The organism is Citrobacter freundii complex sp. CFNIH9 (assembly GCF_002903305.1).
Classification (GTDB): domain Bacteria; phylum Pseudomonadota; class Gammaproteobacteria; order Enterobacterales; family Enterobacteriaceae; genus Citrobacter; species Citrobacter portucalensis.
This window is the reverse complement of record NZ_CP026238.1, coordinates 2,847,945-2,870,633: the sequence shown is the minus strand read 5'-3', so window position 1 is coordinate 2,870,633 and position 22,689 is coordinate 2,847,945. Positions and strand designations below refer to the sequence as shown.

Here is a 22,689-nt window from a genome sequence, read left to right as displayed (position 1 = left end):
TTAATTGCCAAACAGGTCCAGTTGATGCTTGCGGTGCTCTAGTTTACGCATGCGTCTGATGGCTTTATACACCGTTTTATAGGTAACACGGTAACGCTCAACCAACTCTGTGATGTTTCTGCCATTGAAATCACGCCAGATTTTCATATCACGAATCAGTGATTCAAGAGTCTGGCCGCGTGGGAAATAAATCTGCATGCCGCCAATCTGACAGCTAATCGCGTAAACCAGCTCCAGAGAGATACGTGGGTCCACGCCATGCTTTGTCAGTTCGCCACGCAGCAGCGTATTCAGTTCTGTCAGCAGTGCAGGAAAACGCACAGTTTCCGCCGAACTGTCATCGTCCAGGTGCTCCAGAATGCTGTCATCCTGGATATCACCAAACAGGTCATTCTGCTTTTCGCTCATGTGCGCACCTTTCTTACTTTACTGGAATACAGGCTGTTGATGGCGTCATAACCCCGATGATCCTGAAATGCCAGGTCTCGCGGACTCAGCGCCTCTGTCATTTCTCTCAGATGCCATTGCTTGAGGCTTTCCAGCACCATCAGAAGATTATCGCCACGGCACCATGCCAGGCTGGCGATACCTTTACCTTTGTTGGTTCTGACAGTCATCTTCGCGACGAACGTATCCAGTGCGGTATCGCTGCCATCACGGATAAACCCATCAAGATGCATCTGCCGCCAGATACTGCGGACCTTTGCGGTGATATCTGTTTCACGATGACGGCGAGCCGGAGAACGGGGGCGGGTACGTCTAAACCCCTTATCCTCCAGTACCTTCAGTACATCCTCCAGTTGACCGACCTTCAGATCACGACAACTTTGCTTTCCCGTTACGCGATGAAGCACTGAACGGTAAGTGTCATCGTCCAGTTGTAGCTTGCGGCGGGCAACATGGATTAACTTAATCAGGGATGTGCGATTCATGATCGTACCTCCGGTTAAAGGCGGCTTAAGTGAGCCGCCATATTTATTACAACCTAAGGAGCAACTTATGTCCGGTGCACCGACCGACAAGAACTTTGATATCGCAGCCTTTATTCTCACAGGTAATCTGTTGATTAAGCTCGTCGAAAAAGGCGTTATCGACATGCGGGATGCTAATGACATTATTGCCCGTACACGTACTGCTTATTCTCTGCGTGAATGCTACAAAGATGAACGAACCGGCAGTGATGCGGGGGAGTTCATCGAGACACTATTCAATAAGTTATGGGATTCAAGACCCTTTCCTCCGACCACCCAACGCCACGATTCTGAATAACGTCCGCAGATAATCCTCCGGGTGTATAACCGCAGAGGAATCCAGGCCAAGCTCACGCCTCACCATGTCGTCGTGAGCTTTGTTTTTTTTCGCATCAAATTCGTCTGTAATCAGCGCAATTTCACGCTGAATAGTTTTCATCACGTCACTGACTGACCAGCCGTTTTCTATTGCTGTTGAGACAATGGTTCTAATCCTTTCCAGCATTCCCGCTGCCCTCAGAGCCTCGTCCACATCTTTATATTGATATTTGTTCATGTTTTCCTCTTCTGGCTACCTGCGGGTGCACGAAGCCCCGGCAGGCATGCCGTATTAATATATTGGAAACTTAAGGCAGTTAATTAGTCAGTGACTGTTTGTTCAAATGGGATTATTTCAAAATCCTCAACATCTGATTTAATGGATATTCCTGCAATTCCCTTAACTTCATTCGGTGATGCAAGAATTGCTTCTTTATTAATTTCCTCTTTATTGCGAAGAAATTTATCCAGACTGAATTTCTTGAGTAACGCAATAACATCTTCAACTTTGCGAATGGTGACGCTGGGGGGGCGTTTACGCCAGCGAACCTCCCCCGTTGTCAGGTTAGCCGTCTTGGTCTTGCCGTCTTTCGTCAGTTCTGCTCGATTGGCTTCACACCATGTCTGAACGCCAGTTTGCAGACGACCAAGCTCTTTTTTAAGCGCTTCAATACCAGGCGCAACATCATTTGTCAGGGCCGCGATTTTGTCATTCAGTTCCGTTTCACGACGCAGAATGACACGAGTAATATCGCCAATCTTGCGGATGTCGCTGATTACGTCATCGCGGCATTGAGGAACGGCGACAGCAGCGGCTGATTTTGCGCGGGGCTTTTTGGGTGCTTTCATGTAAACCTCAGTGTTTAATAATTTTACGGTTATCCAGATCAACTTTCTGTTTTGCAAATTCAGTGACCTGCTGGATAGCCATTGGAAAAATAGCTGACAGTCCTTCCGCAACCAGATACGAAAATGAACCATCATCATTGGCGTTGTTAAGGTGAAAACTGATAGCGAGCTTTCCTGAGTTCTCACCGGTTTTAACCATTTCCCCGTTTTTAATTACCGCATCATCCTCGAGAATAATGGTGATTACCTGTTTAGCCATCTCACACCTCCGTTAATTACCTCTATAAATAATGTTAAATACCTGACTACGGGACATTTCCATTTTTTCGGCGATAACCGAGATGGTCAGCCCCTCCTTGTAAAGCTCACGACACAAATATGCGTCGTCATCATTTCCTGCTCTGATGCGCAGCGAAAGACCCTGCCGAATGGCGCAATTCTGCACGGACTGTTTAGAACGCCCCAGTTGCAGCGCCAGACCGCTTACACTTACCTTTCCCGCGTTCTGTTCCAGAATAAGGAGTTCTTCGCGTGACCAGGCTCTCCCCGTACTCCAGCCCATACTTACCTCCAGATAACCCGGCAACCCTCCAGACTGGCTACCCAGACGGAGCGGGTGCCGCCGTTGTGTGTTTCCGATATACGGGATGCACTACGCACCAGATCTGTTGGTGGGCAGACAATCTCCAGTAACGGGCGACGCATGAAAACCCGAACGTCAGTGACACGGCTACCACGGGAGCGAAGCCAGTTCTGCGCCGCCTCTGCCATGCTGATGTGTTCTGCAATACGTTCAGTAATCATGGTGTTATTCCTCGTTCAGATTGCTGTGACCCAGTTCCAGCATCGCAGACTGGATGTGTGACGTGCCGATGGTCTCACCCTTGCCCTGCGCGTAAATCCCCGCCAGCGGGAGGATGTGAGACAGAGAACGGAGAGCACCGGGACGACGGGCGATCATCTTCAACAGTTTCCGTTCCTCCTGTCCGCAGACATGCCAGGCATCGCAGAAACTGTCCACGTCACCAGCGGAAACGGTATTGATGACGTACTTCTTGGACACGCGGGAGAACAGGCGGGCAAAGTCCACGCTGCGCTGGCCACCGGTGAGACGGTCATAGACCTTGTGGTTACCCACCAGTGCCAGCCCCACGCCACATTCCTCCTGGAGAATTCGCAATTCTTCAACGGCATCCAGACTCAGCCAGTCAGCTTCATCCACGACGATCAGACCACGCGTATCCGGCAGACGCTGGCGTAACAGACGGGACAATGCGCCGCGACGGTATGGTGCATCAGAAATCCCCATTTTCAGCGCCAGTTCGTACAGCGTTTCCAGTTCGTTACTGCGGGACTTGCTGGCGGTGATATGCCAGACGTTGTTGCCTGTCGCGGCATACTGTCTGATGGCTTTTGTTTTACCGACGCCGGGATTGCCGTATACCAGCACAATCGTTCCGGCCAGTTGCGCCCACGTCAGGGTGGCGAGAATTTTTTGTGAGGTCGGTGTTTCAACGAAATCCGGAGCTACTGGCAGCGAGGTTTTCGCGGCAGTGTGGCTTTCCAGCCAGGTATTCAGGCTGGCGGCAACTGTATCGTTATCGCCCTTATATTTCCCGTTCAGAAACTGAGAAACCGTAGCCGTTGAGGTGCCGGTTTCACGTGCCAGAGCTGCGCCTGAAATCGCTTTGCTGTCAATTAATTCACGAATGGCACTACGCACAACATCATGGTTAATTTGCGTCATGATTATTAATCCTGTATTTTTCGAATGGCCTGTACTTAATCAGGTGTTAAAACTGATTCACTTAATTCAAAGCGGCGCTCGCAACGTCGCTTTTTTTATTTCTGCGACTGCTTTGCTTTATTAACGAATGTCTGAAAAATCACGTCATTCTCGGTTTGCGTGTCCTGCATTTCCTGCACACGTCTGACGGTATTACCCATATTGAATACGCGCTCAACAACATGACGTTCCGGTAACTCTGCATGTTCTGTCTTCGGTAGCAGGTCATTAACTTCGATCGCTGTCATGCGGTTTAGTGCCTTCGCTGCTTTCTTCGTGCTGCGCATCATTTCGCGACGGGCGCGGTTGTGTTCACGACCAGCCTCGGTATCACCAAACGCCACTGCGGCGCGACATTCCGCCATACAGAGGAATCGGCCATCAAGGTCGTAACAGGCCACTTCACTGTGAAGGTTGCGCGGATCAAAACGGACTGTAATTTTGCGGGAGCGATGGCTGACAAGTTGCTCACTCCAGTAGGTGTTCTTGCGGCCAAACAGGGAGCCGCCGCTTTCCATCGTGAATTCTCCGGTCGGTTTCACGCGAACCGACTCTGCCGGCAGCATGAACTGGCGGATTTGTTCTTCAGTTAAACGGGTGATCACAGCCTGGCTGTAGCTTTGTTCGAAAGCCTGATCAAAGGACAGTTCACCCCGGCACATTTCCGTTTTACGCTGGGTCTTCCTGTTAAACATGGCGACACCTTCACTGATAATTTCCATAAACGTCTCAACATCAACGGCGCGGCTGCCGTAGTTCTCCGGTTTGGAACTGACGTTTTCACCGGCAAATGCGCCAGCCAGTGCGGGGTGTTTATCTATGTACTCACCCAGACCACCCACACCAAAGGCACGTTCTACGGGTTTAGCCTGGCCCCAGCCTTTACCACCGATAACGCCAGTCCAGTGCAGTTTGATACCCAGCAGAGGAATGATCCCCATCGGGTCATCTTCACGGACTTTGAACCGATAGCGGTTAGGAACGCCACCAGACAACCATTTGTTCGCCGCTGCACGGGTGTTGTCTATCGTGATGTGTTGTGGTTTCCCGTAGGTTTTCAGCGTATCCATGAGTGACAGGCGGATACTGTCGCTGTTTTCTGATACATCAGCCCGCCAGCCGACAATTTTGCGGCTGTGGACGTCCTGCCAGAACCATGTTTTAGGACGGATGATTTCACCGTTAAACCAGCGGACAAACACGTTGTGCTGATAACCGTCACCGTTAATCCATTCCATTGCATGCAACTGCGCGACGGTGCGCTGTTGTGATGGGTGCATCTGTGCCAGGGCGTTTTCACCTTCACGGGTGGCAACGACAATGCGCGGATCAACTTCACGTTCCAGCTTACGACGCAGGGTACGTTCAGCCGGTATGGTCCAGCCATGTGTTTCTGCTGCGATTTCGAGCCGTTCATAGCATTTGGAGAAAAACGGGGCTTCGTTGCGCAGATAATCGCCCAGGAAGAATTGCCAGGCATCATCAGAGATTTCAGCCGAACGTCCTGTCACGCGTTTTTCGCGGACGCGGCGATCGAGCAGTACCGGTCCCCAGAGGTCAGGGCTGAAGTCCTTCACTTTGTAGTACAGATTGCGCAGCGTTCCTTCACTGATTTGCAGTTGCTTGGCAGCAAGGGTAATAGCTTTGCGGTTGCCAACACCTGATGCCATCAGCTCAGCCACCAGCGCGGCAGCTTTCGTGCGACGCTCTGCATGCAGTCGCTGTTCGCCTGTTGCTTTCTCCCAGGCTGACCAGAGACGCTGACGATCAAGGTCGTCAGCAGCCACACGTTCAGGCTCTTGCGGCAAAGTAATGAGTCCGGATGAGGTTTCAATCAAACCACGAGTTGCCAGCAATTCAGCACGAACTTCTGGTGGCAATACTGATATGTGGTATTCAAATGCTTTGGTGCCGGCACGTTTGCGGCGTAGCTCACTGCGACCGCAAACCAGATCCTCAAGTTTTTTCCGTGCATTAGACTCAGCCTGTGGGAAACCACAGACGCCAACGCATTCTTTCACTGATACCCAAAACTCCATCATGCAACCTCTTTAACAGTCAGATTCTGATAACGCGAAGGCCATATCTCTGATGGCTCCATGTTGAGAAAGTCAGCGATAATTTTCTCCCCTTTGGGCCAGTGGTGACGGAATACGTTACGTAATGTTGATTCCGCTAGCCCATGACAACGGGATAACTGACTGGTCGTCATTCCGCGTTTTCTAATCGCTGCTTTGATGTCTTCAGGGTGCCAGTCTTGGCTTTTGGTCATCATTCTGCGATCCTTAAATATTTACTCGTTGCGGTGAACTAAACTGCTCACCTTTACGTGTAAAAATATAACACACAAAAAATCGAATTCAATCTTTTTGTCGGTCTTTTGTCGGTTTAATCAAATCTCAATAAATCGAATTTAAGTCTTTGATTTTTGTGAAAGCATGTTTTTACACCATAAAAAATCGAATCGAATTTTTTGTGAGCCAGAAAAAATCGGAAACAGGAGGTAATGATGAATGAGCAAACTTGGTTTACGGCTCAAGAGTGTGCGGGGATGCCCGGATTCCCAAGTGGAGTATCCAATGTACGTAAGCAGTTAGAAAAACTCGCAGAAGGGTTGGACGGAGTGCGGCGGAAACGAGGAGGGACTAAAGCCACGGAATACCATATATCGATATTGCCTGCACGGACCCAAAATTATCTTGGGTATAGCAACAAAGGACAGCCATCTATGGGAGTTGAGGATTTCAAGACAAAAAGTGGCTTAGCAAATGATGAGAAGCAAGCACTCTGGATGATGATTTATCAGGGGATGACTGAAGCCCAACGTGAAGCTGTCATGGAGATATTTATCACTGGTGGCTTAAAGATGCTTATGCCTGCGGTGCTTGAGTTATCTGATTCAAATCCGGTCCGACAGAAAGAGATTTTCGGACAATGTGATTCCATTGAAAAGGATAGCCCAGCGTCGAACGTAAGCACGCAAAACAAGGCTGGCTGATTACAGAAATGTCCAATTGGCTGGCTTTGTTTTGAACCTCCATGTGATAACGTTTTAAGCCGAATTTAAATCCCATTAAACAGTCGGCAGTACGATCTAACTATATATGACACCTTTTTAACTTTGTTGTCGAACGATCTAAAATTGTCATATTGGGTGGTTTTCTACCAGTTGACTAGCTTTACCTATCGTTAAGCCTTGCCACTCAAGGTTTCCTCCCGTTTGTTTCCTCGAACTCCCGGTTGTTTCCGGTTACTCCGTTTGATCCATACATCACTGTCACTAGTCAATGGTTATGCCTCCAGTTCTTACGGCCAGGAATACATCAGGTTACGTAAGCTGGTGGGCGTCCACGTGCTGGCGATTCGTTAGGGCGGAGTGTTTCTCATGACGCCAGAAGAAACCTTAAGACTAACCACGGAATATCTGAAGAACCTTCAGGCGATGAAAACCCATTACGTCGCCGTAGGTTTGCCAGCGGGCAAGGTGGGAAATAAAACCCACGATGACGGAACATCGATAATTGAGATCGGGGCGGTTCACGAGTTCGGTGCTGAAATCGATCACCCTGGCGGGACGGGGTATATGGCAACCGGTGGAAAAGCTACGTTTACCCGCAAGACCTTCATGGGTCCGGTTAGCGGATTTACAGCGGCTCACAAGATAACGATTCCTGAACGATCCTTTCTTCGCGCTCCTTTCACCCTCAAAAAGTCGGAAATTAACCGGGCAATCGAAAAGGCCTGTGAAGCCGTAGGCTCCGGGCGTATGGATGCTGACACCGCATTAAATTTGATAGGCGCGACGGCGCGAAATATCAGCGTGAAGGCCTTTGAGACTGCCGGGTATGGCACGTGGCCAGATATCACTGCTGCAACTAAAAAGGCTAAAGGATCGTCTGCGCCGTTAATTGATACAGGCGCCCTGCGTGGTGCCATAACGTGGGAGGTTCGTAAGTGAGCGACTTATCAGACCTTGATATGAGCGACGCGTTAATCGGCTGGGAACAGCCTGTAAAACTCAAAACCCGTACTGAAACCACCATCGATTTTGAACCGTCCGTGACTGTTAGCAGCCAGGACATTCTGGCGGTGGTGCAAAGTGCGAACAAAGAGAATTTGACGCTGGATAGTCTGGACTGGTCGAAAGAGTATCTGCTGATTCACGCGCGGCTGAAAATTGAAACCGGTCAGTTTATCGAGAGGGGCGGGAAGGACTACAAGGTCGTGTCCCCGGCTGATTACATGGATTATGGATTCTGCGCCGTCATAGCTGAGGAAACCCGGCTCCCGCTACTGGTGCCAACGCCATGACACAACCCCATCTGAAAGCGGTCGCGCGTTTCGTGCGTGACCTTCTGGACTACGACGAGCAACTGATCAAGTTCGACCGCCGGAACGTGCAGGCGTCCGACTTTTCCACCAGTTATATCGTGGTAAACGGCTCACTACCGCAATCAGTGCTGGCCCGGGGCCAGCGCTTTAATGGTGACGCTGAAGTGATGACTTATAGCGCCTCAGTGAGTCACGCGATTGCCCTGGAGTTTTACGGGGATAAGGCTTACGTCAATGCTGAAAGCTTCCTGATGCTGAGTGAAAGCCAGCACGCCAACGAACTGCGCCGCACGCATTCACTCACCATCATGGCCGTCTCAAACATCATCGATGTGGGGCAACTTCTGGGACAGTCCCACGGCAACCGTGTTCACCTGAGTTTCAATGTTCAGTATGCCCCTGCGCGGGACGTGCAGACACTGCGCATCGATACGCCGCAGTTTCAATTTTTAGAGGACAAGTAAATGTCGGCATCAATTAATAACGTCATTAATGTGACGCTTCTCGAAGAGGGGCGGGCGGCGGCGCGCGATAACATCAACGTCTGCGCAATTCTGACCAGCCAGACGGGGGTATTGAGCACCGCTGAACGCTGGCGTTCATACAAAAGTGCATCTGCTGTCGAACAGGACTGGGGGGCTTCTTCGGTCACCGCAGCTTTTGCGAATGTGTTTTTCGGGACCAGTCCTAACCCGGTATCCGCGGGCGGCACGCTGATCGTCGGTTACTGGAACGCTGCCGGGGAAACGCTGCCTGCGACCAGCGGTGTACTGCGTGGCGGTGAGATTTCTCAGGCAGTCGTACTGCCAGCGTTACGCGAGAAGTCTGACTGGTCATTCAGTATTGAGATTGACGGTACGAAGCACGATGTGACCGAAATTAATGGCATGACGGCGACGACACTGGCAGATGTCATCGCCCAAATCCAGGCGAAAATTACGCCAGATGTTGCATCGGTTGTTTTTGATGGCAGCCGTATAGCGATTACCAGCAAATCGACAGGGACTAACTCTGTTGTTGGTTATCCGACAGTGCTGGATGGTGGCTCTTTTATTGGCGATCTGCTGGCGGTTGCGGAGGGTTCCGGCGCTTCGCTGGTAAATGGTAGCGCATCAACTGAGATTTCACCTGAAACACAACTGGAATCTCTCAGCAAACTCAAAGCGCAGGTCAACGTAAAAGGCGCGGCCTTCATCGACAAAATTCTCGATGCGCAGGTGCCGTTGATCGCTTCATGGGCTAAAGCGAACGCGGTAATCGTGTATGAGACGTTTACCGGCTCCGCTGCTCTGGAAGTTGATCCGTCTAATCCGGCATGGGCGGTCACACTCGCCAGCCAGAGTAATTTCCGCATGCTCTACAGCAAAGCAGGCAACCGGAAATTTGGTGTCAGCTATATGGCGCGCACGCATACCGTTAATTTCAACGGAGAGCGCACTGCAATCACTTTGCACCTCAAAACGATGAATGTGCCGGCCGAAAGTTATGAGCAGACGGAGATCGACAAAGCGAAGCGCGTAGGTCTCGACATCTACACCACGATTAAAGACGTTCCCTGCGTGCTGTCGAGCGGTGCTAATGATTTTGTCGACAACGTCTATAACCTGATGGCCTACGTTGACGCAGTGCAGACGGATTCCTTCAACCTCCTTAAAACCACGCCGACTAAAGTCCCACAAACCTATTATGGCGTTGATCAGTTAGAGGACTGTGTAGAGAAAACCACGCATGGGTTTGTGAAGGCTGGGGTGTTCAATCCGGGTACCTGGACGCTGCCTGACTTCTTCGGGGATCGGGATATGTTTCTGCGAAATATCGAGCAAAACGGGTATTACGTGCTGGCCGGTGACCTGAAAGACCAGTCAACCGCAGACAGGCAGGAACGCAAATCCCCGGTTGTTCAGGTAGCAGTGAAGAATGCTGGTGCTGTTCACAGTGCCGATATCATCATCAATTTCAATAAATAAGGAGCGGTAAATGTCTCAGATTGTTATCAGTACAGATACCGCGACCATCGTTCTGAATGGGCGAATCATCACGGATATCGCTGCGGGGGACTACGTCACGCTGACGCCATCCAATCCGCTTACAAGCCGCGCCAATAGTGCGAATAACGGCGTCACAATCTCGGGGCGTGTTGATGCCGGGGTGCATGTGATGGTGATACGTGTCCAGAAATTTTCTAACGATGATATCTGGCTTAACCAGCAGCGTAACGCCGCGATCCCCGTTGTCTTTAACGGCTCAGTTAAAGAGTCGTTCGTGCGCGACGGCGCGGCACTGAAGGAAACCTACGATCTTCAGGCCGGTTCTATCACCACACAACCGACGCAAACCAAAAACAACCAGGACGTTAACGCACTAATGGAATACACCATTGAGTACCGCAATGTCGTGCGTAACGTATAAGGCCAGATATGTCTAAAGAACAGCAGAAAAAAGCACTCGAGATGATCAAGGCGGTCTACGATGACGGTTTTGCTGAGATTAACGGCAACCGCTACGACTTTGCAGCGATGACGCACAAAAAACGCCGCAAGGTTTTTGCCTTCTTCACAGGCATTGCCTCTGAGTTATCGCGGCAGTCTCTTGAGTTTCTGGACTCAGAGCGATTCGAGGAAATTGAACGCCTGATGTTCGATTACGTTCTGTTTGACGGTGTGCAACTGTCCAAGCAGCCGGAACACTTCGAATCCTACCCTGGTGATTACGTCATGCTAATCACAACAGCGCTTCAGGTTATCAGCCTGCCTTTTATGGGCGGGAGCAATATGAACTCACGTTCAGAAGCTCCAGACGTTCAGAAATTTACGTTAAAGCCTCGAACATAAGCGACGACATGAGCATGTATCTGGCGCTGTCAAAGGCCGGATACGGCCCCTATCACGAACTAGTTAAATTAGACACACCAGATCTGTTTGACATGCTTGAGTTCGAGAATATCAGCGCAGACATTCAACACTACGAGATGGAGAAGGCGCGGAATGGCGATAGTTAACGAGCTTATTACCAAATTCGGTTTTATCGGTAATCTGGCGCCGCAGGAAACATTCAATGCGAATCTGAAAGCTTCCATAGGCTTGCTCGCTGGCATGGGAGCCGCTATCCAGGGCTCGGCGGGGGCGATGGCTGCATGGTTTACTTCTATCATTGACGGCCTCGATCCGCTTGTACAGTTCCACCGCGAGACCGGGCTTTCTGTGGAAGGGTTGCAGGAGCTTGGCCGTGTGGCAGAGCTTAACGGCTCCAGCATGGAGGCAGTCACCAGTTCCATAGGCGAAATGACTATGAGAATTGGTGAATTTATCTCAACTGGCGAAGGTGAAATGGCGGATATTGGCAAACGCCTTGGGCTACAGTTCAAGGACGCCAGTGGCAATGTTAAAGATGCTACGCAAACATTCATCGAGCTATCGGATAAAATGCGCAGCATGAGTCAGGCGGAAAAGTTCTCCGTCCTGGATAAAATGGGCATTGATCGCTCAATGGTGCAGATGCTCTCACTTAGCCGTGAAGAACTGGATAAATCACTCAAACAGGCCCGTGACTGGGGAGTTGTGACCACGGAGCAAGCTGATGCCGCCGCCGAGTTTAATAACTCTCTTAAAGATCTTCGGATGGGCTATAGCTCTGTATCCACGCAGGTAGCTCTCGGTTTTCTTCCCATACTGAAGGAGGTCATTGACGGCATGAGGGAGTGGCTTCACACAAACTCCGACCTGATAAAGAACGGCCTGCATCATTTAGGCGAAATAATTTTTTCAGTGGCGGGCATGATACGACGCCTATTGCCTCTCATTGGATTGGCAACAGCCGGGTTTGTGATATGGAAAATCGCGGCTATCGGGCTGCGAACGGTGCTCTCCACTATTTTCTCCCCCGTGCTCCTGATCACTGCAGCAATCGTTGGGATCTTGCTTGTTATCGACGACCTTGTGGTGGCAATGCAGGGAGGCCAAAGTGTTATTGCTGATTTCTTCAAAGATAACTGGGGAATAGATATTGTTCCCGCACTGAAAGAGGCGAAAGCGTCGCTCATGGCCTTCATAAACTACGCCATTAGCGTGTTTAAACCGCTTGCTGATGCGATTGCCTCTATGTTCAGGATGGTGTGGCATCTCATCACAGGTGCGTTTACGGGTGATTTTCAGGATGCGATGAAGGATGCGCAGAATGTCTTTGATTCTCTTATAGCGTTTATCACTGGTGCATTTGGTGTCGTTGGTGATGCGATTAAATACGTGTTTGGCGATGCCGGCTCGTTTGTCGTTGATGTATTCACTACTGCCATCGAAAACACGAAGCTGATGTTCTCAGCACTATGGAAGTTAGTCACTGGCGATTTTGAAGGTGCATGGGGGGATGTGGTAAAAATCTTCGATAACGGCGTCGAACTGATGAAAAAACCATTCACGGCTTTTATTGACTGGGCGAAAAACATCTTTGCTGGGCTGGGGGAATACATCAGCAATATTATCAGCAACGCTGCTTCAAACGCCTGGAACGCAACGAAATCATTCTTCGGGTTTGGTGAGGATGAACAGCAACAGGGTGTAACCGGCGGCGGTAACGGTGGTATCGGGCCGGGTGGGATCCCATACGGCATGAATGCGGCAGTGGGGATCGCTGGTGGCGGGGCTGCCTACAACAATTCATACAGTTCAAATCAGCAGATTTATGTTACTGCACCTGATGCTGTTGCGGCAGGTAACGCTGTTGCTGATAGTACACAGCAACAACAAAAAGACGCCAAACGAATGTTTTCGAGGAATGGGAAATAATGGGAATTCTAGACGGCCTCATGCAGGCGCAATCCTCGGGCAAAGATACTGTTAAAAAGGTAGGGATCGGCGGGTTCTCAATGTTTGCCCGAGTGAGCGATGCTACTGAATACCCGTCTCAGGTTCCTGTAGACGTGCTGGAGGATGGCAGTAACGCGTCTGACGATATTATCAATGGCCCGCTGACGATAAAAATCAGCGGTGTTGTTGCCGATATCTATGTCGATGCGAAACCAAACTCTTCTTTTAGCCTGATGCCAGATTATTCGAAGTATGGCGAGGTGCTGGAGTACATCCCCGCAAAGACGCAGCAGCAGTTGCAGAAAATGAATGAGATTGCCGACCGCGCAGAGCAGGCTGTCTTAAAGGCAAAACGACTGGCCGATAAAGGCGCCGACCTGTTTGGTCTGGTGGGCAACCCGTCTACTGGTGGCGCAAAAGGTATCAGAGAGCAATTCCTCGATTTTATTGAGGGTGTGTACTACGGAAAGCAGCTTATTTCCGTGGAGGTGGATTATCGCACCCATGAAAATATGGCATTAAATGGGCTGCTTATTAGCACTGACAATCAGACGATGGAAACTAAGTTTGAAGCCAGTTTTACAAAAATCACCTTCACGCAACTGACTACCGCACCGATAGAGCAGCACTTCAAATCCCCCTCGGTAGCTGCTAAATCAAAAACGGCGGGCGTTGCGAATAAGGGGGCGCAGACCCCGGCAGATAACTCCAGGAAAACCGGCCAATCGAAATCTACTTGGAAGGCGACAGTCGACGCGGTGAAATCACTTTATGGGAGGTAGCTTTTGGATCTGATAACGAACATAACCGATGAGCCCACCCAGCGCCACGTACTCCTGTTTGACCGCGGCGAGGCTGTGGTTACTCTTCGACACCTGCCCACGGTTGAAATGTGGAAAATGCGCGTGGAATACAACGATGACTACATCGATGGCGTAAAGTTGTCGCTGGGAACGCTTCATTTTCGTCATAAGAACTGGCCTTTCGATATCGCGTTACTTTGTACCGACAGCTCCGGCATTGACCCGTATCGGGCTGATGACTTCGCCAGTGGTCGCATCGAAATGTATCTGGTCACGCCGGAAGAGATGATTGATATTCGCGGGGGAGACGTGCCGTGATGGATACTTTTTACCGTGATTATCGGCTGACGGTGGGGATCGGCAATCAAGCAGTGATTATCGAGCCACCGATCACCATGTCATTCAAGGCGCTGGAAACCGTGGACAAGAAGTCACTCGGCAAGTTGAGTGTGTCCATCAACGGTTTAAAGCCCTCCACACGCCTGCAATTGCTCAAGTCCGAAGATGAAGAGAAGTATATCCCCGTTCGACTCGAGGTTGGTTACGACGGCAAGCTGCGCCAGGTATTTCAGGGTTCGGTTAAAAGCGGGGCGGTAAAACGTGAAGGTGCGATCCACATCGTCAGCCTTGAATGCGAAGACGGCGGTCACGACTATATCAATTCCTTCACATCGCGCACGGTGCGCGGTAAGGATCAAGTCGTCGATTCCGTTTTGCAGGACATGCCAAACACGAAAAAAGGCTCTGTGACGAAGCAACAGGCGCTTATCAGGCCGAAGGTTCTGGTAGGTAGCTCCAGTAAAATTCTTACCGATACCCTTGCGCCTGACGAGTCATTTTTCATCAAAGATGAGCGTGTCCACATCCTAAAGGCTAATGAGGTTACATCGGGTAACATTCCAGTCGTGAATGCGCGTAGCGGTCTGCTAAATACGCCTCAGGCAACGAAGATTAGCGCACAAGATGCCGGCGGTCAGAAGGGGCAAAAGCCCACTAACGACCCGGAAACCGATCCAGGGGGCGGTAGCAAAGATAAGGTTGACTCAAGCACGCTACCCCCTCAATCGAAAGGGCAAATAGTATTCGACACGAAACTGAATCCTACGCTGGTGATCGGTGGGCTTTGCGCTGTTGAAAGTGTAACGAACCCCGCGCTAAACGGGGTTTATAAGATATACCAGATTGAAACCAGTGGGCAGAACAACGGGGCCGCATGGTATCAGAAGATCGTGTGCCAGCCTGCGGGGAATTATCGCGTTGTTAGATAAAGGAATTCATTACCCAAACAATTGGAATTATTTATTTAGGCAGTGCTAACATCATAGTCCCTTTGCAAAGGAGTGGTGATATGAGAAAGGTAGTGATATTGGGGGCGGTAGTGGTCTCGGCGCTGGCACTGAATGGCTGCAAAATTGACATGGGGGCATCGATACCCCTGTCAGGATTGTTGGGCAGCGAACTAAAAACAGGTTCTGCAGATTTATATGTTGAAGTCCCCGCTTGCAATAGTTACGAGGATTCCCGCCAACCATCGAAAGGATTAGTTGATGCTAAGAATGAAATAGCAAAAATAATTCCTGAAAGTGAGTTTAAAGAATGTTTTCAGAAAAAATTTAATAGTTTTGCATCATTTTCAGTCCCTATTGCATATGGCCCAGCCAACAAGGTGGCAGACTCTACAAGTCAAATTAGGGTGTTGCGTGACACTGAGAAAAATTTTGCTTATGTCGCATTCGGTCAAAAGCTAAAGCAAAGTCTTGATCAGGCGAGAAAGAAACCAAGCATTGCGGGAGGTTTCTCTCCTTCAGATGTATCTTTATCTCTTAATTTGACGAATGACACCGATAAAACAATTACAGCGAATTTTGTTGGGGTATATATAGGGAAAGACCCTGTGATTGTGGAAAACGATATAGAAATTGGCGCGGGGAAAGTGGTTCCTTTGACACTATCTAATGTCACAACATCAATGCTTTTTTCCGACATTAAAAATCGATCTGCATGGTTTATGGATGGCATGAAGCAATAATAGACGAAGCCCACTCAGGTTGGCTTTTTTTTCATTCATGGATATCTACTTGGCGTCATAGATAACTAGTTTCTCAAACCCGCGTAATCGCGGGTTTTTTTATGGGCGAAATTTATGGTTGAAGAACTTCACGACACTATCGGCCTGGGTGTTGAATTTGCTCTGGCCGATGTTCACACCATTGTTGTCGCAAAAATAACGTCTGTAAATGACAAAACAATCAGTTGCATTCCCGTTATCAATCGGGTTGTGAAAGGGAGCAGCAAGCAACTCCCAGAGTTCATTGAAGTCCCCCCGGTAATTTTGCAAGGCGGTGATAGTTATATCGCCGAACCAATTGCGGCTGGTGACTATTGCCTCGTCCTTATCTCTGAGCGTTGTTATGACGCCTGGTATGCGGGTAGCGACTTTGTTTCACCACTTGAAATGCGTATGCACGATTATTCAGATGGCTTCGCTCTGTGTGGGGTTAACCCACAGGCTACCGCGATCAATATCCCTAATAAGAACAGGATGATGAAGGGGGATACTGACCATGAGGGTGATTTAAATCTCACAGGGAATATTACCCAGAAAGGGGGCAAGACGACTCTGGAAGAATGCGATGTTCTAAATGTGCTCCAGTATTCACAGGTAAAGACAGGCGGTAAGTCTGGGGTGTCTGGTTCATTTCGAAGCGATGACGGGAAAACAATCACAGTTACCAACGGTATTGTCACGGAGATCTCATGATTGTTTCAGCACTGGATAAAAATGACGACTGGGGATTTGGGCGCGGGAAGGCAAACTATATTTCCGGCGGTGCAGCTATCGCGCAGAAAGCCAAATGTCGTATCCGCTCGTTCAAAAACGATAACCCTCTCAACATGGATGACAACATCGACTGGCTTTACCTGTTATCAGAAAAAAACACCGAGCAGGAGATTCTGCGGGAGATAGAGCGTGTGACGCTGGCGACGGATGGAGTTATGCGCATCACCTCCCTTGCGATGGAGGTCAATAAGGCCACCCGGTCACAAAAAATCGAACTCAGCATTGAGACCGTCTATGACCAGCAGACGATCACTTTCCCGGTCAACGGAGCGTTGAAGAATGGCACTACAGTTTAGCGACAACGGCCTTGAGACAAATACTCTCCGGGAGTTATTTCAGGAACTGAGCGACGGATATAAGGGAATTTATGGTCAGGATATCGATTTAGACCAGGAGTCTCCCGACGGTCAACGCGTGGCAATCGAAGCTCAGGCTCGGGCAGATATTGAAGCCGCGCTGCAATGGCTTTATTCCCAAATGGACCCCGATTTTAATACTGGTGATATGCAGCAGATTATCGCCAAACTTCACGGGCTTTTCCTTCGTCCTGGATCCCGTTCTCAGCGCGACCTTAAAGTCACAACAGACAGGCCGATGCTTCTCTATAGCGGGTACAAGATACGGGACCAGGCAAATCAGGTCTGGGCTATCCGACAGGACGTGACTGTTCCGGCGGGCGTCACAACAGCTACCTTTTTTGCTCAAAACTTTGGGAAAGTTACTGGGCTTGTGAACGATACCTTCACTCAACTCACACCAGAACCAGGGATTGTGAGCATTATCTCTGATTCCGCGGTTGTGGTCGGTCGGGATGAGGAAACGCCTGAAGAATTCAGGCAACGCCGGAACCGGTCGCTTGAGAACCCGGCAACAGGTAGCACTGGGGCGGTTTTCGCTAAAGTTGCTCAACTGACAGGCGTAATTGATCTGAATATCGGCGAGAACGACACAAAAATTGATAATCCGACGACGGGGATCCCGGCCAATTCAATATGGCTGGTCGTTGAGGGGGGAGCGATATCAGAAATAGTAGAGGTCATGGTTAAACAGAAAGGTGGTGGAACGGGAACGAAAGGCAGTATAACCGGTCGCTACACCGAAACCCTGATTCGGCCAGACGGCACCTCATTTCTGATAGCCCATGAACTTCAGTTTGATCGGCCCATCTATAAGCCGCTTCATATCAGACTTAATGCCCGCCGGAAGATCCAAAGCGAACCGATAGATATCGATACTCTCAAAAAATCTCTTGCATCACGCACCATGCATATTGGTGAGTCTGTGGATGCCAATGAATTTTATGAGAATGGGTATGGGGTGGGACGGGTGAATTTTGTGCTGACCAATCTGCAAATCAGCAGTAATGGGGCAGAGTACACCGATGCTGAGTTATCACCAGGCTTTCAGGGAAAGTTCACGTTGAGTGTGGAAAATATAGACGTTAACGAGGTGGTACAGTGAATGACGACATCATTAACCGCTACACGCTAATGCTCATCAAGCAGTATTGGGAAAAGAAAAAAGCAAGGTCAGAGATACAGGCCATGCTCAGGCACTGGCAAATCATCGCCGATTTTATTCGTAACCCAGACAACTTTGATCTCGACCGGGTTACCGGATACCGGCTTGATGTGATTGGCCGGATAGTTGGGCTTCCCCGTAGCGTGCCTGCTGTTATTGCCCGTGTATTTTTCGGGTTTGACGGACATCTGGATACCGCAGGCTTCGATAGTAAATCTAATGCGGCGTATGTCGGCGCACCTTTCTACAGCAAGTTTTCGCCGGCATATGGCGACTATCAACTGGCTGACAATGAGTATCGCAGGTTCCTCCGGGTCAAAATTGCGCGAAACGCCGCTGGCGCAACGATAGCGTCAGACGATCGAGTCAGCCTGCAGGATGTTATACAGACGGCATTCAACGGCGAAGCTTACGTGACCGACAGAAAAGACATGACGCTTGCGCTGAACGTTTCGCCGCGGGTATCAGTTGAAGAGTTACGCCTGATTGTGAAGCTTGGCCTGCTGCCGAAACCTGCGGGCGTTCGATACGATTATTTTTATCAGGTGACTCCTGGTCTGACATTCGGTTTCTCGCGAAACCCTTCGGCCAGAGGATTCGCCAGCAAGTTTAATACCGCCTACCAGGGCGGTTTTTTTTCGAGGAAAATCCATGTCTAAGATTGCACGATATCAGGGAAATGTTCGGGCTTTTGCCTCTAATGCACAGGGAATGGAAAGAACTGTGTTTGGGGGAACAAATCAGGCAGACGACCTGACCTCGCAAATTACGGCATCATTCCTTCGCGGATGGGGCATTGTTGGCGCTTCCGAACACCCCTCGCTTGAGGACTTCAATGCGGCAATGTATGCAATGAGTCAGTTCATTGCGTATCAGCACCAAATGGGGGTTCCAGAGTGGCATGCACAGCAGGAATACCATATCGGTTCGATCTGTACACATAACGGTGAATCTTATCAATCCTTACAAGATGCCAATGTTGGTAGCCCGCCGCCATCAGCAAAATGGACTCCTGTATTAACGTCAAAAAACGGTCTCGCAAACCTTGGATTAGATACAGCTCTTGCAGCAAAGCAACCACTGTCAACGCAGTTGACATATTTTGCTAACCACAGTGACACTGAAATTCTGCAATACCTTGGCGTACCTTCCGTAATTTCAGCGGCAATATCATCCCTGGTAGACTCATCACCAGCCGCACTGGATACCCTTAATGAGCTTGCTGAGGCGTTGGGGAATGACCCGAATTTTTCTACCACGGTTCTTAATAAATTAGCAGGTAAACAACCACTTGATGCCACACTCACCGGGCTGTCAGGAAAAAATGACGCTGGCCTGCGGGCGTATTTGTCCCTGAAGTCGGCGGCTATGCGTGATGTCGGGAGCCAGTTGGGGCAGCTCCCCGGGATGGATTTGTTTTCGTCAACGATTGCAGGGACTGGTGAAAAGGCGCTTCCGGATTTCAATACCGGAACTGGCATGTTCATTCTGAAGTGGGGGGCGATCGCAGCTCCTACCACTTCTCAGGATATTACAACGCTGTTTCAAACCCCGTTTCCCAACAAATGTCTGCGCGTGTTCGCTACAGCGGATTACGAGCCGGGAACAGGCAATGCAATGTACATTGCCGTTAATAACTCAACCCTCCAACGGGACCGATTTGTTGCCCGTTTTGCAGGGTCAGCGAACTATACATCTGGCGTTTATTTCGGCCTGGGGTACTGATGAAAAATTATATTTATTCAGCAAAAAATAACGCGTTTTTCGAGATATCTATACGTTCATTATATGACGATGCAGGCTGGGACTTATCAGATGCTATTGAAGTTGATGATGCGGTATTTAATGAGTTTACCGCGCTACCGCCTGTCGGGAAAACCCGCGCAGCCGGAGCAGACGGAATGCCGGGCTGGGTTGATATGCCACCGCCGACAGCCGCAGAGATGCGGGTCATAGCGCAGGCGAAAATTAACGTTTTACGTGCGGAGGCTGATTCGGTCATTATCCCACTCGCAGACGCGCTCGCTGGCGATTATATCGATGACACGGACAGGCCCCGGCTGACGGCATGGCAAAAATATCGTTACGAACTGACGAAGATTGATCCGGCAAAACCGGAATGGCCAGAGAAGCCGGAATAGGAACGTTTACGAAAATGAAAATCCGCCACAGCGTAATCAAAATGTAACTGTGGCGGATATTGAAAAACTTTACTCGCTCACTAACCAGAATTCAGCCTCTTCAAACATTTCCTGAACAGTACGGCTTATCTGTTCCTTCTCATGCTTGCTGGCGTCAGTGTTGATTGCCGGTAGTGTCATCATCGGTTTTACCCGAACATCAGCATCGGGGAAGATCCGGTGAACCCTCTTAGTTAACTCGCCCAGAATGATATCTTTTGCACCGGGAAGACCATCAAAATTCCTTTTGTCATAAACGAGTTCCACGAACATTTCTCATTGCTCCTTTACTGGATGGATATACAGTATTTATACTGTGTTTTTATCCGGTATTCAAGAGAGGGCGTAAACATGGGATTTCCTTCACCTGCGGCAGATTATGTTGAAACACGAATCTCCCTCGATCAGCAACTAATCAGCCAGCCAGCAGCGACTTATTTCATGCGGGCATCGCGTTCACATTTCAGGGAAGGGATAATCCAGGGGGCGCTGCTTGTTGTTGATGCGTCACTTTCAGCCTGTGATGGCTCGCTGCTGATATGTGCAATAGACGGGGAGTTCAGGATTAAGCGATATCGAACTCATCCGCAGCCCCACCTGGTAAATCTGGATAACGGGAGAAGGGAGGCACTGCCAACAGATGATGACAGTTACAGTTCTGCACCCGCTATATTTGGGGTGATCACTTACATCATTAATGATGCCAGGAACTCGGAATTTGATGATTGTCCGGTAATGTAATCATATTGGCTGTATTAGTTCGGCTCCCGAATTTTTCCCGTCGACACCACGAAACCAATGGCAACTGATTGATCTTGAATGGGTACAATAGTAAGTATTAGGAGGTGTTTTTTGGTGGGTTTTTGGTTTTAACTTATTGAATTTTATAAGTTATTACGTTTTGAATTGTAAACAGGAATCGTATTCGGTCTCTTTTTATGTGGCGAATGCGATGCCATCCAGGGCAAAACACGGCGTATCGCATGCTGCATTCTCCATAAACCATACCATACTCCTGCCCACGATCGTCCAGGCTTTTTTGCCATCATTGCTAAAATTATAACCAGGTACCCTTGTACTCTGGAGGCGACATGGGACGACCTGGCAATATCTATCAACGAATCGACGGTACGCAGTGGCGCCACGTTTGGGTGGTTGGGGATATCCACGGATGCATCTCGATGCTGATGGCTAAACTTCGCCAGTACCGTTTTGATCCCTGGCAGGATTTGCTGGTTTCAGTGGGGGATGTTATCGACCGTGGACCAGACAGTTTGCGTTGTCTGAAACTACTGCGTAAACGCTGGATTGTCGCGGTCAGGGGGAACCATGAACAGATGGCGCTGGACGCGCTGGCGACGGGGGATCAATTCATGTGGTTTATGAATGGAGGCTCGTGGTTCGAGCAGGCGGAGCAACCGGCAGCGAAATTTGCTCTTGAAGCGTGTTGGCAGTTACCCTGGATTCTGGAGCTGCATTGTCAGAACGGTATACACGTTATTGCTCATGCCGATTACCCGGATGATGATTATCAGTGGCTAAAAGAGATCGATTTACAGCGCGTGCTGTGGGACCGCTCGAGACTGATGAACAGTGGTTGTGCGATTCACGGCGCGGATCACTTCTGGTTTGGTCACACGCCGTTGCGCCATCGGCTGGATCGCGAGAATCTACACTATATTGATACCGGTGCTGTATTCGGCGGCGAGTTAACGCTGATACAACTGCAATAATCAAAAATCGCTGTATTCCCGGGCCGGATGCCAGAAACTGTCGATGTAGTCGTCCGCAGGTAAACATCCGCCGTTACGAATACGTTGATCGTCCATCGATATCAGGCACTGCTGCTCAGTTTTGTAGACATCAACCACGATATCTTCACAACCGCCATCCAGATAGCACACAAAAAGAACCAGCGTGAACATTCCATCCTCAAATGGTAAAGCCATACCTGTAGTGTAGAAGATGTTGATAGATGAGGGAAATCAACCAAGAAATAACCCGTCTGGCGACGGGTTCTTTTTGAATCAGGCAAGGCGCATGATCCAGGCATCTGACTTACGATCGTAGTGTTCGCGAAATAGTACTGAATGTTCTCCGTTCAACAGGGCCGGGACGCTGGTGTCGGCATCCCAGGCATCCAGTTGCATACATAAATCCGGATCGGATTTACACGGAATGGTTAACGTTCGGTCCCCCGGCGATTCGCCATGTAACTCGGCGTCGTCGATTTCAAAAGCGCCAATGCGCACACTGGTTTTCATCATCGTGCTCTCCGTTAATTT

34 protein-coding genes are annotated in these 22,689 nt (G+C 49.6%); 21 read left to right on the top strand and 13 right to left on the bottom strand.

Features of this window, described 5'->3' with window-relative positions; translation table 11 throughout:
• Both C2U43_RS14565 and C2U43_RS14560 read right to left on the bottom strand, forming a co-directional pair.
• Nucleotides 1-408, bottom strand: coding sequence for a Mor transcription activator family protein (locus C2U43_RS14565; protein ID WP_044712148.1), 408 nt, complete (start codon nt 406-408; stop codon nt 1-3).
• Nucleotides 405-932 carry a gp16 family protein gene (locus C2U43_RS14560; protein ID WP_044712149.1) on the bottom strand — a complete coding sequence of 176 codons (528 nt, stop codon included), beginning with the start codon at nt 930-932 and terminating at the stop codon, nt 405-407. The genes C2U43_RS14565 and C2U43_RS14560 overlap by 4 nt, the downstream gene beginning before the upstream one ends.
• Before the next feature lie 67 nt (nt 933-999).
• On the opposite strand from C2U43_RS14560, the gene C2U43_RS14555 reads away from it, so the two are divergent.
• Nucleotides 1,000-1,269 (top strand): hypothetical protein, encoded by a 270-nt coding sequence (locus C2U43_RS14555; RefSeq protein WP_044712151.1) that lies wholly within the window; start codon nt 1,000-1,002, stop codon nt 1,267-1,269.
• On the opposite strand, the gene C2U43_RS14550 is transcribed toward C2U43_RS14555, so the two are convergent.
• The 8 genes from C2U43_RS14550 to C2U43_RS14515 form a co-directional block, all read right to left on the bottom strand.
• Entirely contained in the window at nt 1,225-1,527 is a 303-nt protein-coding gene (locus C2U43_RS14550) for a hypothetical protein (RefSeq protein WP_044712152.1), read from the bottom strand. The genes C2U43_RS14555 and C2U43_RS14550 overlap by 45 nt on opposite strands.
• 83 nt (nt 1,528-1,610) lie before the next feature.
• Nucleotides 1,611-2,138 carry a host-nuclease inhibitor Gam family protein gene (locus C2U43_RS14545; protein WP_044712154.1) on the bottom strand — a complete coding sequence of 176 codons (528 nt, stop codon included), beginning with the start codon at nt 2,136-2,138 and terminating at the stop codon, nt 1,611-1,613.
• A gap of 7 nt (nt 2,139-2,145) precedes the next feature.
• Nucleotides 2,146-2,397, bottom strand: a complete 252-nt coding sequence (locus C2U43_RS14540) for a hypothetical protein (RefSeq protein WP_023277388.1) — start codon at nt 2,395-2,397, stop codon at nt 2,146-2,148.
• A gap of 12 nt (nt 2,398-2,409) precedes the next feature.
• The gene (locus C2U43_RS14535) at nt 2,410-2,700 is read right to left on the bottom strand and encodes a hypothetical protein (protein WP_044712157.1); all 291 of its coding nucleotides are present in this window, start codon (nt 2,698-2,700) and stop codon (nt 2,410-2,412) included.
• A 2-nt stretch (nt 2,701-2,702) separates the two neighbouring features.
• Nucleotides 2,703-2,942, bottom strand: a complete 240-nt coding sequence (locus C2U43_RS14530; RefSeq protein WP_044712159.1) for a hypothetical protein — start codon at nt 2,940-2,942, stop codon at nt 2,703-2,705.
• A 4-nt stretch (nt 2,943-2,946) separates the two neighbouring features.
• Entirely contained in the window at nt 2,947-3,885 is a 939-nt protein-coding gene (locus C2U43_RS14525; RefSeq protein WP_044712162.1) for an AAA family ATPase, read from the bottom strand.
• 95 nt (nt 3,886-3,980) lie between these two features.
• The gene (locus tag C2U43_RS14520; protein WP_412096299.1) at nt 3,981-5,966 is read right to left on the bottom strand and encodes a transposase domain-containing protein; all 1,986 of its coding nucleotides are present in this window, start codon (nt 5,964-5,966) and stop codon (nt 3,981-3,983) included.
• Complete coding sequence (locus C2U43_RS14515) at nt 5,963-6,199, bottom strand: helix-turn-helix domain-containing protein (RefSeq protein WP_023277393.1); 237 nt, start codon at nt 6,197-6,199, stop codon at nt 5,963-5,965. The genes C2U43_RS14520 and C2U43_RS14515 overlap by 4 nt, the downstream gene beginning before the upstream one ends.
• A gap of 231 nt (nt 6,200-6,430) precedes the next feature.
• On the opposite strand from C2U43_RS14515, the gene C2U43_RS14510 reads away from it, so the two are divergent.
• The 18 genes from C2U43_RS14510 (at nt 6,431) to C2U43_RS14415 (ending at nt 20,365) form a co-directional block, all read left to right on the top strand.
• A complete protein-coding gene (locus C2U43_RS14510; RefSeq protein WP_077764452.1) occupies nt 6,431-6,922 on the top strand; it encodes a DNA-binding protein in 492 nt (163 codons plus the stop codon).
• A gap of 387 nt (nt 6,923-7,309) precedes the next feature.
• Nucleotides 7,310-7,882 (top strand): hypothetical protein, encoded by a 573-nt coding sequence (locus C2U43_RS14500; protein WP_103285373.1) that lies wholly within the window; start codon nt 7,310-7,312, stop codon nt 7,880-7,882.
• Entirely contained in the window at nt 7,879-8,235 is a 357-nt protein-coding gene (locus tag C2U43_RS14495; RefSeq protein ID WP_019076903.1) for a hypothetical protein, read from the top strand. The genes C2U43_RS14500 and C2U43_RS14495 overlap by 4 nt, the downstream gene beginning before the upstream one ends.
• Nucleotides 8,232-8,720: a phage neck terminator protein gene (locus tag C2U43_RS14490; protein ID WP_021571202.1), complete on the top strand. Its 489-nt coding sequence runs from the start codon at nt 8,232-8,234 to the stop codon at nt 8,718-8,720. Before C2U43_RS14495 ends, C2U43_RS14490 begins: the two co-directional genes overlap by 4 nt.
• Nucleotides 8,721-10,223 (top strand): DUF3383 family protein, encoded by a 1,503-nt coding sequence (locus C2U43_RS14485; RefSeq protein ID WP_103285372.1) that lies wholly within the window; start codon nt 8,721-8,723, stop codon nt 10,221-10,223.
• 10 nt (nt 10,224-10,233) lie between these two features.
• Nucleotides 10,234-10,665: a hypothetical protein gene (locus C2U43_RS14480; RefSeq protein WP_103285371.1), complete on the top strand. Its 432-nt coding sequence runs from the start codon at nt 10,234-10,236 to the stop codon at nt 10,663-10,665.
• An 8-nt stretch (nt 10,666-10,673) separates the two neighbouring features.
• On the top strand, nt 10,674-11,087 hold the full coding sequence (locus C2U43_RS14475) for a hypothetical protein (protein WP_021571205.1): 414 nt from the start codon (nt 10,674-10,676) through the stop codon (nt 11,085-11,087).
• Nucleotides 11,088-11,240: 153 nt separating this feature from the next.
• Nucleotides 11,241-13,037 carry a phage tail protein gene (locus C2U43_RS14470; RefSeq protein WP_103285370.1) on the top strand — a complete coding sequence of 599 codons (1,797 nt, stop codon included), beginning with the start codon at nt 11,241-11,243 and terminating at the stop codon, nt 13,035-13,037.
• Nucleotides 13,037-13,840, top strand: a complete 804-nt coding sequence (locus C2U43_RS14465; RefSeq protein ID WP_103285369.1) for a phage baseplate protein — start codon at nt 13,037-13,039, stop codon at nt 13,838-13,840. Before C2U43_RS14470 ends, C2U43_RS14465 begins: the two co-directional genes overlap by 1 nt.
• Nucleotides 13,841-13,843: 3 nt before the next feature.
• Nucleotides 13,844-14,179, top strand: coding sequence for a hypothetical protein (locus C2U43_RS14460; protein WP_103285368.1), 336 nt, complete (start codon nt 13,844-13,846; stop codon nt 14,177-14,179).
• A complete protein-coding gene (locus C2U43_RS14455) occupies nt 14,179-15,129 on the top strand; it encodes a hypothetical protein (protein WP_103285367.1) in 951 nt (316 codons plus the stop codon). The genes C2U43_RS14460 and C2U43_RS14455 overlap by 1 nt, the downstream gene beginning before the upstream one ends.
• Nucleotides 15,130-15,209: 80 nt before the next feature.
• Nucleotides 15,210-15,890: a DUF7424 family protein gene (locus tag C2U43_RS14450; protein ID WP_103285366.1), complete on the top strand. Its 681-nt coding sequence runs from the start codon at nt 15,210-15,212 to the stop codon at nt 15,888-15,890.
• Nucleotides 15,891-16,004: 114 nt separating this feature from the next.
• Nucleotides 16,005-16,622: a Gp138 family membrane-puncturing spike protein gene (locus C2U43_RS14445; RefSeq protein ID WP_103285365.1), complete on the top strand. Its 618-nt coding sequence runs from the start codon at nt 16,005-16,007 to the stop codon at nt 16,620-16,622.
• Nucleotides 16,619-16,999 (top strand): hypothetical protein, encoded by a 381-nt coding sequence (locus C2U43_RS14440; protein ID WP_103285364.1) that lies wholly within the window; start codon nt 16,619-16,621, stop codon nt 16,997-16,999. The genes C2U43_RS14445 and C2U43_RS14440 overlap by 4 nt, the downstream gene beginning before the upstream one ends.
• Nucleotides 16,983-18,164, top strand: coding sequence for a baseplate J/gp47 family protein (locus C2U43_RS14435; protein WP_103285363.1), 1,182 nt, complete (start codon nt 16,983-16,985; stop codon nt 18,162-18,164). Before C2U43_RS14440 ends, C2U43_RS14435 begins: the two co-directional genes overlap by 17 nt.
• Entirely contained in the window at nt 18,161-18,883 is a 723-nt protein-coding gene (locus C2U43_RS14430; RefSeq protein WP_103285362.1) for a DUF2612 domain-containing protein, read from the top strand. Before C2U43_RS14435 ends, C2U43_RS14430 begins: the two co-directional genes overlap by 4 nt.
• Nucleotides 18,876-19,949 (top strand): gp53-like domain-containing protein, encoded by a 1,074-nt coding sequence (locus C2U43_RS30205; protein ID WP_442861423.1) that lies wholly within the window; start codon nt 18,876-18,878, stop codon nt 19,947-19,949. Before C2U43_RS14430 ends, C2U43_RS30205 begins: the two co-directional genes overlap by 8 nt.
• A complete protein-coding gene (locus tag C2U43_RS14415) occupies nt 19,949-20,365 on the top strand; it encodes a tail fiber assembly protein (RefSeq protein ID WP_103285361.1) in 417 nt (138 codons plus the stop codon). Before C2U43_RS30205 ends, C2U43_RS14415 begins: the two co-directional genes overlap by 1 nt.
• Before the next feature lie 69 nt (nt 20,366-20,434).
• On the opposite strand, the gene C2U43_RS14410 is transcribed toward C2U43_RS14415, so the two are convergent.
• The gene (locus C2U43_RS14410) at nt 20,435-20,677 is read right to left on the bottom strand and encodes a DinI-like family protein (RefSeq protein WP_000497431.1); all 243 of its coding nucleotides are present in this window, start codon (nt 20,675-20,677) and stop codon (nt 20,435-20,437) included.
• 78 nt (nt 20,678-20,755) lie between these two features.
• Between C2U43_RS14410 and C2U43_RS14405 the strand changes: the two genes are divergently transcribed.
• Nucleotides 20,756-21,145, top strand: coding sequence for a HumD family translesion DNA polymerase (locus tag C2U43_RS14405; protein WP_103285360.1), 390 nt, complete (start codon nt 20,756-20,758; stop codon nt 21,143-21,145).
• A 350-nt stretch (nt 21,146-21,495) separates the two neighbouring features.
• Entirely contained in the window at nt 21,496-22,137 is a 642-nt protein-coding gene (pphA, locus tag C2U43_RS14400; RefSeq protein WP_103285359.1) for a protein-serine/threonine phosphatase, read from the top strand.
• On the opposite strand, the gene C2U43_RS14395 is transcribed toward pphA, so the two are convergent.
• Nucleotides 22,138-22,329: a YebW family protein gene (locus tag C2U43_RS14395; protein WP_103285358.1), complete on the bottom strand. Its 192-nt coding sequence runs from the start codon at nt 22,327-22,329 to the stop codon at nt 22,138-22,140.
• 102 nt (nt 22,330-22,431) lie between these two features.
• On the bottom strand, nt 22,432-22,668 hold the full coding sequence (locus C2U43_RS14390) for a YebV family protein (RefSeq protein ID WP_029139506.1): 237 nt from the start codon (nt 22,666-22,668) through the stop codon (nt 22,432-22,434).
• Between the last annotated feature and the right edge of the window lie 21 nt (nt 22,669-22,689).